The 12,547-nt window shown below is 69.3% G+C and carries 11 protein-coding genes; 6 read left to right on the forward strand and 5 right to left on the reverse strand.

Going from position 1 to position 12,547, the window contains the following annotated elements; genetic code table 11:
- The first annotated feature begins 47 nt into the window (after nt 1-47).
- Nucleotides 48-1,058 (forward strand): cytochrome-c peroxidase, encoded by a 1,011-nt coding sequence (locus tag YS110_15885; GenBank protein ID UJB66130.1) that lies wholly within the window; start codon nt 48-50, stop codon nt 1,056-1,058.
- Between the two features lie 106 nt (nt 1,059-1,164).
- Here the strand turns inward: YS110_15885 and YS110_15890 are convergent, their stop codons facing one another.
- The 5 genes from YS110_15890 to YS110_15910 form a co-directional block, all read right to left on the reverse strand.
- Nucleotides 1,165-2,556 (reverse strand): 4Fe-4S binding protein, encoded by a 1,392-nt coding sequence (locus YS110_15890; protein UJB67483.1) that lies wholly within the window; start codon nt 2,554-2,556, stop codon nt 1,165-1,167.
- Between the two features lie 100 nt (nt 2,557-2,656).
- A complete protein-coding gene (locus tag YS110_15895) occupies nt 2,657-3,460 on the reverse strand; it encodes an FTR1 family protein (GenBank protein ID UJB66131.1) in 804 nt (267 codons plus the stop codon).
- A 3-nt stretch (nt 3,461-3,463) separates the two neighbouring features.
- Entirely contained in the window at nt 3,464-3,796 is a 333-nt protein-coding gene (locus YS110_15900; GenBank protein ID UJB66132.1) for a cupredoxin domain-containing protein, read from the reverse strand.
- A 3-nt stretch (nt 3,797-3,799) separates the two neighbouring features.
- The gene (locus YS110_15905; GenBank protein ID UJB66133.1) at nt 3,800-5,293 is read right to left on the reverse strand and encodes a carbohydrate porin; all 1,494 of its coding nucleotides are present in this window, start codon (nt 5,291-5,293) and stop codon (nt 3,800-3,802) included.
- The gene (locus tag YS110_15910; protein UJB66134.1) at nt 5,293-5,844 is read right to left on the reverse strand and encodes an iron transporter; all 552 of its coding nucleotides are present in this window, start codon (nt 5,842-5,844) and stop codon (nt 5,293-5,295) included. The genes YS110_15905 and YS110_15910 overlap by 1 nt, the downstream gene beginning before the upstream one ends.
- Before the next feature lie 291 nt (nt 5,845-6,135).
- Here YS110_15910 and radA point away from each other — a divergent pair, with 291 nt between their 5' ends.
- The 5 genes from radA to YS110_15935 all read left to right on the forward strand — a co-directional run bounded on the left by radA (nt 6,136) and on the right by YS110_15935 (nt 12,468).
- Complete coding sequence (gene radA / locus YS110_15915; protein ID UJB67484.1) at nt 6,136-7,521, forward strand: DNA repair protein RadA; 1,386 nt, start codon at nt 6,136-6,138, stop codon at nt 7,519-7,521.
- 108 nt (nt 7,522-7,629) lie between these two features.
- Entirely contained in the window at nt 7,630-8,436 is an 807-nt protein-coding gene (locus YS110_15920; GenBank protein UJB66135.1) for an ABC transporter substrate-binding protein, read from the forward strand.
- A 102-nt stretch (nt 8,437-8,538) separates the two neighbouring features.
- A complete protein-coding gene (locus YS110_15925; protein ID UJB67485.1) occupies nt 8,539-9,231 on the forward strand; it encodes an amino acid ABC transporter permease in 693 nt (230 codons plus the stop codon).
- A complete protein-coding gene (locus tag YS110_15930; GenBank protein ID UJB66136.1) occupies nt 9,231-9,908 on the forward strand; it encodes an amino acid ABC transporter permease in 678 nt (225 codons plus the stop codon). The genes YS110_15925 and YS110_15930 overlap by 1 nt, the downstream gene beginning before the upstream one ends.
- 331 nt (nt 9,909-10,239) lie before the next feature.
- Complete coding sequence (locus YS110_15935; protein UJB66137.1) at nt 10,240-12,468, forward strand: TonB-dependent receptor; 2,229 nt, start codon at nt 10,240-10,242, stop codon at nt 12,466-12,468.
- Nucleotides 12,469-12,547 lie beyond the last annotated feature (79 nt).

Consider the following 12,547-nt stretch of genomic DNA (forward strand, 5'->3'; position numbering starts at 1 on the left):
CGCAGCAAGAACAATGGGACATCACCTCACCTAGAAAGGAAACCACGATGTCTCGCTTCACAGCCCCCCGTCTCGTTCTGGGCGCCCTGGGCGTTGCGGCACTGCTGGCCACCGGCGCCGTGCAGGCCAAGGACGCCGAGCCCGTTTCCCCCATTCCCGCCGCCAAGGTCACCAGCCCCGCCAAGGTCGAGCTGGGCAAGAAGCTGTGGTTCGACCCGCGCCTGTCGCGCTCGGGCTTCATCTCGTGCAACTCGTGCCACAACCTGAGCATGGGCGGCTCGGACAACCTCAAGACCTCCATCGGCGACAAGTGGCAGAAGGGCCCGATCAACTCGCCCACCGTGCTCAACTCCAGCCTGAACCTCGCCCAGTTCTGGGACGGCCGCGCCAAGGACCTGAAGGAGCAGGCTGGCGGCCCCATCGCCAACCCGGGCGAGATGGCCTTCACGCACGGCCTGGCCGTGGACATGCTGCGCTCCATCCCGCAGTACGTGGCCGAGTTCAAGAAGGTCTTCGGCCATGACAAGCTCACCATCGACGAGGTGACGGCCGCCATCGCCGCCTTCGAGGAAACGCTGGTCACCCCCAACGCGCGCTTCGACAAGTGGCTCAAGGGCGACAAGAAGGCCATCAACGCGCAGGAACTGCGCGGCTACCAGCTCTTCAAGGGTTCCGGCTGCGTGGCCTGCCACAACGGCCCCAACCTGGGCGGCAACTCGTTCCAGAAGATGGGCCTGGTCGAGCCCTACAAGACGGACAACCCGGCCGAGGGCCGCTCCGCCGTCACCGGCAACGATGCCGAGCGCTTCAACTTCAAGGTGCCGACGCTGCGCAACGTGGAACTGACCTACCCCTACTTCCACGACGGCGCTGCCGACACGCTGTCCCAGGCCGTGGACACCATGGGCCGCCTGCAGCTGGGCAAGAAGTTCACCGAACAGGAGAACGCCGACATCGTCGCCTTCCTGAAGACGCTGACCGGCGACCAGCCGAAGCTCACCATGCCCATCCTGCCGCCGTCGAGCGACAAGACCAAGCGGCCCCAGCCGTTCGAGTGATTCGCGCCGACAGGCGCACAGCCCGCCCGCGTGCGGGCCTCTTTGACAGGCCGGGCCTTCTAGGCGCCGGCCTTTTTGCGTCCGGTCGCCGTGGGTTGGCCGTCCACTACCAGACAAAGAGCAGCAGCACCCAGGCCCCCGCCACGCAGGCCATCGCCAGGCTCCAGCAGCCCAGTGCCGCCGAGGTGCGCGCCCAGCCGGCCCGGGGGCGCAGCACCAGGCGTGCACCCAGCGACCAGGACCAGAGGCCGCCCAGCGCCAGCAGCAGCGCCCGCGTCCAGGGCAGCCAGGCGAGGCCGGCACCTTCGGCGCGCAGGTGCGTGGCCGTCATCATCGACAGCCCCAGGAACAGCCCGGTGCCGGCCATCGGCACCAGGGCCAGGGCGAGGGCGCGCCAGTCCATGCGTGCCAGGCGGCCCGCGGCCCAGGACAGCAGCAGCAGCGTGCTGCCCAGCAGCAGCGCCACGGCCAGGATATAGCCGAGCACGGCGGCACCGTCGAGCCAGCTGAACGCATCGCCGGTGGCGGGCGACTGCGTCAGCAGCCACCAGGGGGCGCCGTAGTCCAGCGGCCAGAAGATTCCGTGCGCCACCAGCCATTCGGCCGCGGCCTGCTTGCCGCGCACGAACCAGGGGCTGACCGTCCACTGGAAGGCGCCGGTGGCCACGCCCAGCACGCCGTAGAACAGCAGCAGCAATTCGGAGCGGCTTGCGGGGCGGGCGGCCAGGATCTCGGCTTCGGGCGAGCGGCCTTCGAGCCGCACGGCGTCGCGGTGGCCGCTGCAGCGGCCGCAGGCGTGGCATTGCGACATGCTGGCGAGCTGCCCCACCGGCAGCAGCGGCGGGCAATCGACGGCGGGCGTGCGCCCGGGGTAGGCGAGCCAGGCCTCGCGGTCGAGCTTGAAATGCAGCGGCGCGATGCGCGCCAGCAGCGCGAACACGCCCGAGACCGGGCAGAGATAGCGGCACCACACGCGCTTGCCCCGGCCATACATCCAGCCGACGGCCACGGCGGCCACGGTGGAGCCGCCCAGGATCAGCAGCGCCGCCTGCGGGTATTCGTAGACGCTGATGAGCTGGCCGTAGAGGGTAGTGACGATGAAGGCCGCCACGGGCCAGCCGCTCCAGCGCAGCCAGCGCGGGATGGCGCCGCCGCGCCCGTGGCGGCTGGCGAATTCGCTCAGGGCGCCTTCGGGGCAGAGCACCCCGCACCAGGCCCGCCCCACGAGCATGACGGAGAGGATGACGAACGGCCACCATACGCCCCAGAACAGGTACTGCGCCAGCAGCACCAGGCGCTCGTGCCAATGCGCCACGTAGGGCGCCTTGGTGTGCAGCGGCTGGTCGCAGCCGGTGCCGCCGCATGCCGTGCCATCGACGAAAGAGGCCGCGCCCAGGTCGCTCGAAAACAGCCGTGCCTCGGCGTGCGGGTGCGGCAAGAAGGCGGGCAGCGCCACCAGGACGGCGTAGAACAGCACCACGGCCCACTGCAAGGCCATGATCGTGCGCCGGTGGCGCGCCATCCAGTCGCCCAGGCGGACCAGGCGGGGGCGGACGCCCCGCCGGTGGAAAACCAGCGCGTGCTCGGTGGATGGCATGTCAGGCTCCGGGGGCCGCCGTGGCCGGGCGCTTGAGCCGCCACAGGGCGTAGGCCCAGAACGCCAGGCTGGCCAGCACCAGGGTGGCGGCGGGGCGCGCGCGGTAGCCGGTGAAGTCGGCCAGCAGGCGGCCCGCGCCCTGGCCGTCGGCCAGCCAGGCGGAGAGGTCCCACAGCGGGTCGATCAAGGCGGGCAGCCAGCCCAGGGCGATGGCGCGGTCGGCGGCGTTGGCCAGCAGGGCGTTGGCGATGCACAGCAGCAGGATCTCGCTGGCGGCGAACAGCGTGCGGTAGTTGAGCAGGCGCGCGCCGCGCGCCGCCAGCCAGGCGGTGGCGCCCGCGGCGGCAAGGCCCGCGGCGGCGGCGCCGGACAGGCCCGCCAGCGCCATGCCCTGGCTTTCCAGGCCCAGGCCGTAGAGAAAGACCACCGTTTCGGCGCCCTCGCGCCCCACCGCCAGCGCGGCGATGGCGGCAATGCCCCAGGCGCTGGCCCGGCCTTCGAGCTCGCGCTTCATGTGCCGGCCGTGCCGGTGCATCCACAGCACCATGTGCACGATCAGGGCGGCGGCCGCGAGCACCATGGCGAGCTGGAACACGTCGAGCGACGTGCCCGCGAACTCGCTTTGCACGGCGAAGGTGGCCGCGCCCAGGGCGCAGGCCAGGGAGAGGCCGGCGGCAACGCCGAGCCACAGGCGCCGGCGCAGGGGTGCGGGCGCGGGCTGGCGCGCGATCCACGACAGCAGGACGCCGATGACGAGCATGGCTTCCAGGCTTTCGCGCCAGACGATGATGAAGGCATTGAGCATGGCTTACTTGGCGATGAGCTGCATCCGGCCGGTGTCGGGGTGGAATTCGTCGACGAATTCATGCACCCCGGGCTTGAGCGGCGGCGTGACGACGAACGAGCGCGCGCCCGGGCCCAGCACCTTCTCCACGCGCAGGTTCAGGTTCTCGAATTCGACCGGCGCCTGGCCGGCGTTGTGCAGCGTGAGCTTGATGCGCTGGCCCGCGGGCACCTCCAGCCGTGCCGGCTCCAGGCGCCCGTCCTTGGCGGTGATGGCGAAGGTGGGCAATTCCTGCGCCCATGCGCCGGGGCCCAGCAGGGCCAGGCAAAGAATGCCCAGGGGAAGGTGTTTGCGCATGGCTCAATAGGTCAGTTGCGCCCGCAGGGAGAACAGGTGGAACAGCCTGGCGTCCGCGTTGGCGCCGGGATGGGACATGAGCTGCAGTGAGGGCGTGACCTCGAACTGCTTGTTCAGGCGCCAGCGGTAGTAGACCTCGGCCACGCGCTCGGCGCCACGTGCGCTGTAGCCGTAGTCGGGGATGCCGTTGCCGTCCATGTCCAGGCTGGCCGAATCGGTCCGCCAGCCGCTGGAGGACTGCAGCCAGCCGGCGGCCATGCCGAGCGTGTCGCCACCGCGCCCCCAGTCGTAGCCCGCGAGTTCGAGGCCCGCGGTCAGCGCCTTGTCGAAACGGGCGCCGCCGCCGTTGATGTGCTGGCCGTAGCGGCCGAACAGCGTCATGCCATCGCCCACGCGCTGGTCGACCGACAGGCCCCAGCCCGAGCGCCGCGTGCTCCCGTCCTGGTAGGTCGAGGCCTGGCCGGTGCGCCAGTAGTACAGGCGGTAGTTGCCCAGCAGCCCGCCCATCAGGCGCAGCTGGGTTTCCGCTTGCGCCAGGATCAGCGGCGAGGAGAAGAAGCGCGAGTAGTTGGCCCCCTCGCCCGCGCCGAACACGCCCAGGGACAGGCGCCAGGGCTCGCGCTTGTCGGCATGGTTCACGTAGGAGACGCGAAAGCCCGGGGTGAAGCCGTTGCGGTCCACGCCGATGTCGCCGCCCGCGTCCAGCAGCGGGTTGTGCACGAAGGCGGTGTTGAGGAACTGGCGCGTCTCGTCGTTGGCGGCGGCGTTCTGGTCGAAGAACAGGAACGGGTCCATCTTGCCGAAGTTGACCTCCAGCGTTTCCTTGGAGTGGGGCTTGAAGCCGCCGAAAGGCAGCGGGATCGTGGCCTGGTACCACGCCTGGCCGAGGATGGCGACCGAGTCGTCGGGGCTGGTGGAGGTGACGCGGAAGGCGCTGGCGTTGGGCTTGGAGAACGAGTACAGGTCATTGAGCCCCGCGCCCTGGCCGAAGCGCAGGTGGGCAAAAATTTTGCTCTCGGTGTTGCCGATGGGGTCCAGCGGCACGGTCACGAAGGCGTCGCCCCGGTAGTTGAGCTGGCTGCCGCCGAATTGGCCGTCGATGTCGCTGCCGGGCTGGTGGATGGCGGCCGAGGGGCGCTGCGCCACCGTCGTCAGCGAGAAGCCGACCTGGATGCCGTCCAGCGACTCGACCGTGCGCGCCGATTTCAGCATCCCGAGCGACTGCATTTCCACCGCCTTCAGGCGCGTGACCAGCTCCGGCTCCCGCTCGCTCACGCGGTCGGTGGCCAGGGCCTGGTCGGTGGCCTTGTCCTTCTGCTCCAGGGCCTCGATGCGGGCCGACAGCCGCTTGATCTGCGCCAGCAGCTCGGCCACTTCCTGGCTGGGCGCACTGGCCGGGGTGGCAACGGGGGCGGGGGCCGGGGCGGCCGCGTTCGCGCCGGCCGCCAGCAGGCCTGCCAGCGCCAGAGCCAGGGGGAGGGGCTTGCGGCGCAGCATCAGTAGCCGCCTTTCTTGCCAATGCCGGCAAAAGTGAACTCCCATTCGATCTCGAAGGGCTTGAACCAGGGGCGCACGCCCGTCAGGCGGTCGGTGTGGCGGCCGAAGTGGTTGCCCTGCGGGTTGTCCTTGGCGTTGGGCGGCAGCACGATGAATTTCACCTTGTACTTGCCCGGGCCCTTGAGCTTGACGTTGTCGCCGTAGTGCGAACCGTCGTTGGCCACCATGGGCATCATGTCGCCCTGCACGACCTCGCCCGAAGGCAGCTTGGTCAGCTCGTACTTGACGTGCAGGTACGGGATCCAGTCGCCCTCCTTGAAGCCGTTGGGGTTGTTGGCCATGGCGTGGATGTCGGCCTCCAGGTGCACGTCCGACTCGGCGGCCTTGCGCATGTGGCCCTCGGGCTCCATCTCCACGGCCTGCAGGTAGACGGCGGCGATCTCCATGCCCGCCATCTGCTGGGGCGAGCCGATCGGGTATTCGAGCGCCTGGGCGGCGAAGGCCAGGCTGCAGGCCGCCAGGCCCAGGGTGATGCGGTGGACGGGTTTCATATCCGGCTCCTGATGGGATAAAAGATGCAAATCATTTGCATTTTTTATCCGCCAGGGGCCGCCGTGGCTGATCTACATCAGCGGCAACGAATAAAGGCAACGCTGAACAGATCCCCGTGCGTCGCCTTGGCGCAGCCGCCCTGGCGTGTGCGCTATTGAATAAATAGCTGCTTGCGCTTTCTGTGTAAGGGTTTGAGGCTGATTTTGATGAAAATCACGCCTGCATGCGATGGCGTCGTCTGCCATGGCGGCGCGCGCGAGACGGGCCGTCTTCTTTATAGTCGCTGCCCCATGGCCCGCGATAAAACCGTCTTCTCCTGTACCGAATGTGGCGGCACCAGCCCGCGCTGGCTGGGCAAATGCCCGGCCTGCGGCGCGTGGAACACGCTCACCGAATCCGTGCCCGAGGCAGGGGCCGGCAAGAACCGCATGAGCGCCGCCAGCGGCCCGTACGCCGGGCTGGCGCAGGCCCAGGCGGTGATGCCGCTGGCCGCCATCGAGGCCACCGACGTGGCGCGCACGCCCAGCGGCATCGAGGAGCTGGACCGCGTGCTCGGCGGCGGCGTGGTCGAGGGTGGGGTGGTGCTGATCGGCGGCGACCCGGGCATTGGCAAGTCCACGCTGCTGCTGCAGGCCATGGACGCACTGCACCGCGCCGGCCTGCCCACGCTGTACGTGACGGGCGAGGAGAGCGGCGCGCAGGTGGCGCTGCGCTCGCGCCGCCTCGGGCTGGAGGCCAGCCAGGTGAACGTGCTGGCCGAGATCCAGCTGGAAAAGATCCTTGCCACCGTCGAGGCCACGCAGCCCGCGGTGTGCGTGATCGACTCGATCCAGACCATCTATTCCGACCAGCTCACCAGCGCGCCCGGCTCGGTGGCCCAGGTGCGCGAGTGCGCGGCGCACCTCACACGCATGGCCAAGGCCACGGGCATCGCCGTCATCCTGGTGGGCCACGTGACCAAGGAGGGCGCGCTGGCCGGCCCGCGCGTGCTGGAGCACATGGTGGACACGGTGCTGTACTTCGAGGGCGACACGCACAGTAGCTACCGCCTGGTGCGCGCCATCAAGAACCGCTTCGGCGCGGTGAACGAGATCGGCGTGTTCGCCATGACCGAGCGCGGCCTGCGCGGCGTCTCCAACCCCAGCGCCATCTTCCTCTCGCAGCACAGCGAGCCGGTGCCGGGCGCGTGCGTGCTGGTCACGCTGGAGGGCACGCGCCCGCTGCTGGTGGAGATCCAGGCCCTGGTCGATGGCGGCGGCCCCAGCCCGCGCCGCCTCTCGGTGGGCCTGGAGCGCGACCGCCTGGCGATGCTGCTGGCGGTGCTGCACCGCCACGCCGGCGTGGCCTGCGCCGACCAGGACGTGTTCGTCAACGCCGTGGGCGGCGTGCGCATCAGCGAGCCCGCGGCCGACCTGGCGGTGATGCTGGCCATCACCAGCAGCCTGCGCGGCCGCGCGCTGCCCCGGGGCTTCATCGCCTTCGGCGAGGTGGGCCTGGCGGGCGAGGTGCGCCCCGCGCCGCGCGGCCAGGAGCGGCTGAAGGAGGCCGCGAAACTGGGTTTCACCGTGGCCGTGGTGCCCAAGGCGAATGCGCCCAAGAAGCCGATCGAGGGGCTGGAGATCCATGCCGTGGAGCGCGTGGACGAAGCCATGAACGTGGTGCGCGGCATGGGCTGAGGCGCGTGCGGCCGCGCATAAGCAAACGCGAATTCCGTCGTTCCTGCGGTATTCCCCCCTGCCTAGGATGAACAGCATTGCTTCATCCACTTTCAGGGAAACCACCACATGAACCATCGCCACTTCGCCCTGCTCGCGGCCCTGGCCCTCGCATCGTCCGCCGCCTGGGCCGACCGGCTGGACGACATCAGGAAGGCCGGCGTGCTGCGCGTGGCCGCGTTCGACGCCAACCCGCCGTTCGGCTTCGTCGATGGCAAGACGCGCAAGATCACCGGCCTCGACGTCGATTACGCCCAGGCGTTCGCCAAGAAACTCGGCGTCAGGCTGGAGATCGTGCCCACCAACCCGGCCAACCGCATTCCGCTGCTGACCGCGAACAAGGTGGACCTGGTGTTCGCCAACTTCACCATCACCGAGGAGCGCGCCAAGGTGGTGAACTTCAGCATTCCCTACTTCGCCTCGGGCACGCAGTTCATCGCCAGGAAGGGCACGCTGACCGCGCCCGAGCAGCTCGCCGGCCTGCGCATCGGCGTGGACAAGGGCACGACCAACGAAATCCAGCTGCGCGAGAAGTACCCCACGGCCACGCTGGTGGCGTACGACGACACGCCGTTCGCCTTCACCGCGCTGCGCAACGGCCAGGTGCAGGCCATCTCGCAGGACGGCCCCAAGCTCATCGGCCTGCTGGCCAACGTGCCCGACCGCGCCAAGTACGAGATTCCGCCGTTCGCCATCTCGCAGGACTACATCGGCGTGGGCGTTCCCAAGGATGAAGCGGCGCTGACCGACTACGTCAACGCCACGCTGCGCGAGCTGGAGGCCAGCGGCCAGGCGCAGAAGATCTACGACGCCTGGTTCGGCCCGAAGTCGAAGACGCCGCTGCAGCGCATCTTCAAGATCGGCGACAAGACCTGACCCTGCCCGCGCGCGCCGCCCGCCGCGGCGCGCGCCCCTGCTGCCTTGACCCCGCATTCCCTGTTGCCGGACGGCTTTCTGGCGCCCAAGTACCTCGGCTGGATGCTGGAGGGCTGGGGCATGACGCTGTGGGCCACGCTGCTGGTGGTGGCCGCCTCGACCCTGCTGGGCATTGCCTTCGCCGCCGCGCGCGAGAGCGGGCGGCCCGCGCTGGTGCGCGCCAGCGGCGCCTATCTCTCGGTGTTCCGCAACACGCCGCTGCTGGTGCAGCTGCTGTTCTGGTACTTCGGCATTCCGGCCCTGCTGCCCGAGGCGTGGGTGCAATGGCTCAACGGCGTGCATGCGCTGGCGCTGGGCGGCGTGGTGCTGCTGCGCTGGCCGTCGTTCGAGTTCCTGGCGGCGCTGCTCGGCCTGGTGGCCTATTCCACCGCCTACGTGGGCGAGGACATCCGCTCGGGCCTGCGCGGCGTGCCGGCCAGCCAGCGCGCGGCGGCCCTGGCGCTGGGCCTCACCCCCGCGCAGGCGCTGCGCCACGTGGTGCTGCCGCAGGCGCTGCGCATCGCGCTGCCGCCGCTGTTCGGGCAATACATGAACATCCTCAAGAACACCTCGCTGGGCATGGCCGTGGGGCTGCTGGAGCTGTCGTACCGCGCCCGCCAGGCCGAGGCCGAGACCTGGAAAACCTTCCAGGTCTATGCCGTGGCCACGCTGCTGTACATCGCCGCCATCGCCGTGCTGGAGCTGCTGGCGCAGTGGCTGCAGCGGCGCCGGGCGTATGCGCCGCCGGGGGCGTGATGGACTTTTCCTTCCTTGCCGATGACTGGCAGTACCTGCTCTGGGGCACCTTCCCCGAGGGGCCGCCGGGCGGCGCGCTGCTCACGCTGCTGCTGTCGGCGGGCGCGGGGCTGGCTTCCGCCGGGCTGGGGCTGGCCTTTGGCGTGCTGCTGGTGTGGCTGCGCGGGCCGGCGCTGGCGGCGTTGTCGGCGGCGTTGGGCTTTCTGCGCGCCATCCCGGTGCTGATGCTGATCTTCTGGACCTACTTCCTGCTGCCCATGCTGTTCGGCATCGAGGTGCCGGGCGTGTTCTCCGTCATGGCGGCGCTGGCGCTGGTGGGCGGCGCCTACCTGGCGCACGGCGTGGCGGCGGGCATCCGCGGTGTGCCCGCCGGCCAGTGGGCCGCCGCCATGGCGCTGGGCTTCACGCGCTGGGGCGCGCTGCGCCACGTGGTGCTGCCGCAGGCGCTGCGCATGATGCTGCCCTCGTTCATCAACCAGTGGGTCACGCTGGTCAAGGACTCGTCGCTGGCCTACATCGTGGGCGTGCCGGAGCTGTCGTTCCTCGCAACGCAGGTGAACGCGCGCGTCATGGTGCACCCGGCCGAGGTGTTCCTGTGCGTCGGCGCCGTGTACTGGCTGCTGTGCAGCGCGCTCGACGGGGCGGCGCGGCGGCTGGCGCGGGCCCACGGCGGCTGATTCCCACGCTGGCATGGGCGCGCGCGGTGCGTGCCCCAACGTGCTGGAAATTCCTTTTTTGATAGCTTCTAGCGCTTGCTGCATAAGGGCTGGCGGCATATTTCGTTCGCAATGCATCGCGCCATGCACGGCCGCCCCGTGGCCGCCCTCATCGCCGTGTCGCATATGCATAAATTCTCAGATCGTTATGAGCCGAAAGTGCATGCATATCGGGATTCGTTCGTTGTTCGCCACGTCCCCCGTTTCTAGACTGCCTCCCAGTTCCGCACGTTTTCCCGCATGCCCGCCACGGCGGCGCCGGAGAGCGTCCTTCCCCAACGAGAGGTATTCCATGCAGTTCGACATTCCGAGACGCGCGGCCGACGCCCGCTTTGCCCGTACCCTGGCCGCGATGGGCGTGGCCCAGGCGCTTGCCGCCTGCGCCGGCGCGGCCTGGGCGCAACCGGCGCAGGGGCCGGGCGCCAGCACCGTGCTGGACCGGGTGGTGGTGACGGCCGACCGCCGCGAGGAGGACGTGCAGGAGGTCAACACCGCGATCACCGTGATCGGCGGCGACGCGGTGGAGCAGAAGGAGGTGCGCAACGCGGGCGACGTGATCCGCTTCGTGCCCAACATGACGGCCGACACCACCGACGGCCACGGCCGCCCCAAGTGGTACATCCGCGGCATCGGCCTGTCGGATGCCTCGCTGCACATGACCAACCCCGTGGGCACCTACGTGGACGACGTCTACGTCTGGAACGCCAGCACCGTGGGCTTTCCGCTGTTCGACCTGGAGCGCGTGGAAGTGCTGCGCGGCCCGCAGGGCACGCTGTGGGGCAAGAACACCACCGGCGGCGCGATCAACTTCATCTCCAAGAAGCCCGTGTTCAAGAACGAGGGCTATGTGAAGGCGTCGTACGCGCGCTTTAACGAGAGCCTGCTCGAAGGCGCCTACAACGCCGTCATCAAGGAGGACGTGCTGGCCGCGCGCATCTCCTTCCACCGCCAGGACGCCGACCGCTATACGCAGAACAGCTTCTACCCGGGCAGCACCGACCGCTACAGCGAGACGGCGCTGCGCGGCCAGCTGCAGGCCAATTTCTCCGACAGTTTCGACGGCCTGCTGAACGTGCACTACCGCAAGTTCAAGGGGCCGGTGCTGACCAGCGGCTCGCGCGCCAACCCGTCCAACACGCGCTGGGATGCGCCCTCGCTGGCGCAGGCCACCGACGACCTGGAGCAGATCGGCGGCGCCCTCACGCTGAACAAGCAGTGGGGGCGCAACACGCTGACCTCCATCACCGGCATCGAGCACTTCGACCGCGCGGCCACCGGCGGCGACCGCGTGCCGTACGAGTCGTCGCGTAGCTGGTCGGACTTCAGCGTCAAGCAGTTCAGCCAGGAGCTGCGCCTGGCCTCGCCGAAGGAAGACCGGCTGTCGTGGATCGTGGGCGGCTACTACTTCAAGGGCAAGCTCGACTCGGCTTCCGCCAGCGCCGTCCTCCCCGGCTCGGTCAGCGCCAGCGGCGCGGCCAAGGCGCTGGCCTACAACCGGGGCGACTACACGCTCGACGCGGACAGCTACGCGCTGTTCGGCAGCGTGAACTACAAGGTCAACGACCGCTTCGACGTGACCACCGGCGTGCGCCAGACGCGCGAGACGAAGGACATCGACCTGTTCTACGGCAGCGCCCCGGCGGGCTTCGGCTTCAACGACCCGTCGGCGGGCGGCTGGTACGGCGGCGGCGTCAACCGCCCGCTGACGCGGCGCGCCTACCAGAACGAGAGCCGGGCGTGGAACGACTTCACCTGGGACGTCACCCCGTCCTACCAGGTGAACGACAACCTGCGCGCCTACTTCCGCTTCGCCAAGGGCTTCAACGGCGGCAACTTCAACGCCGGCGCCACGGCGCAGACGGAGGTGGGAGCCATCAATCCGGAGTACCTGCGCTCGTACGAGCTGGGGGCCAAGAGCAACTGGCTGGACAACCGGCTGCAGGTCAACGCATCGGTCTTCTACTACGACTACACCGACCTGCAGCAGAAGGCCGAGAAGGTCGATCCGGCCACCAACCAGATCATCAAGACCTTTCTCAACGCCGGCTCCGGCGTGGTCAAGGGGGCCGAGCTGGAAGTGCTCGCGCGGCCCGCGCGCAACCTCACGCTGGGCATCAACCTGGGCTACCAGCACACCGAGTTCACGGACTTCCAGGTCACGGCCGCGAAGAACATCGCCGGCAACTGGTTCAACCGCGTGCCGCGCGTGGTCAGCAACGTGTTCGCCGACTACCGCATTGCGCTGGCCAGCGGCGCGGCGGTGAACCTCTCGACCGACTGGTCGTACCGCAGCAAGTCTTTCTTCAACGCGGAAGACCAGACCACGCCCGATCTGATCGAACCGGCCTATGCCCTGGGCAACGTCTCCGTCGGCTACACGACGGCCGACGGCAAGTACCACATCCGGGGCTATGTGCTCAACGTCACCGACAAGGTGTACCGCAACACCTCGCTCATCAGCGGCAGCTATTCCTACGGCCCGCCGCGCGTGTTCGGCGTCTCCGTCACCGCTAAGTTCTGATCCCCGCGGCCCGCGCAGGCGGGCCGTTCACTCCCCCTGGCATGGCTGGGCGCCATCGCGCATCCCGGCCGGGGATTCC

It is taken from the genome of Acidovorax sp. YS12 (assembly GCA_021496925.1).
Taxonomy (GTDB): domain Bacteria; phylum Pseudomonadota; class Gammaproteobacteria; order Burkholderiales; family Burkholderiaceae_C; genus Paenacidovorax.

Excerpts from the sequence above, each read along its gene's own strand:
- YS110_15925 (UJB67485.1), top strand. The coding sequence starts at position 8,539 with ATGCTGGAGGGCTGGGGCATGACGCTGTGGGCCACGCTGCTGGTGGTG.
- YS110_15895 (UJB66131.1), bottom strand. The coding sequence starts at position 3,460 with ATGCTCAATGCCTTCATCATCGTCTGGCGCGAAAGCCTGGAAGCCATG.
- YS110_15905 (UJB66133.1), bottom strand. The coding sequence starts at position 5,293 with ATGCTGCGCCGCAAGCCCCTCCCCCTGGCTCTGGCGCTGGCAGGCCTG.
- YS110_15900 (UJB66132.1), bottom strand. The coding sequence starts at position 3,796 with ATGCGCAAACACCTTCCCCTGGGCATTCTTTGCCTGGCCCTGCTGGGC.
- radA (UJB67484.1), top strand. The coding sequence starts at position 6,136 with ATGGCCCGCGATAAAACCGTCTTCTCCTGTACCGAATGTGGCGGCACC.
- YS110_15935 (UJB66137.1), top strand. The coding sequence starts at position 10,240 with ATGCAGTTCGACATTCCGAGACGCGCGGCCGACGCCCGCTTTGCCCGT.
- YS110_15885 (UJB66130.1), top strand. The coding sequence starts at position 48 with ATGTCTCGCTTCACAGCCCCCCGTCTCGTTCTGGGCGCCCTGGGCGTT.
- YS110_15920 (UJB66135.1), top strand. The coding sequence starts at position 7,630 with ATGAACCATCGCCACTTCGCCCTGCTCGCGGCCCTGGCCCTCGCATCG.
- YS110_15930 (UJB66136.1), top strand. The coding sequence starts at position 9,231 with ATGGACTTTTCCTTCCTTGCCGATGACTGGCAGTACCTGCTCTGGGGC.
- YS110_15890 (UJB67483.1), bottom strand. The coding sequence starts at position 2,556 with ATGGCCTTGCAGTGGGCCGTGGTGCTGTTCTACGCCGTCCTGGTGGCG.
- YS110_15910 (UJB66134.1), bottom strand. The coding sequence starts at position 5,844 with ATGAAACCCGTCCACCGCATCACCCTGGGCCTGGCGGCCTGCAGCCTG.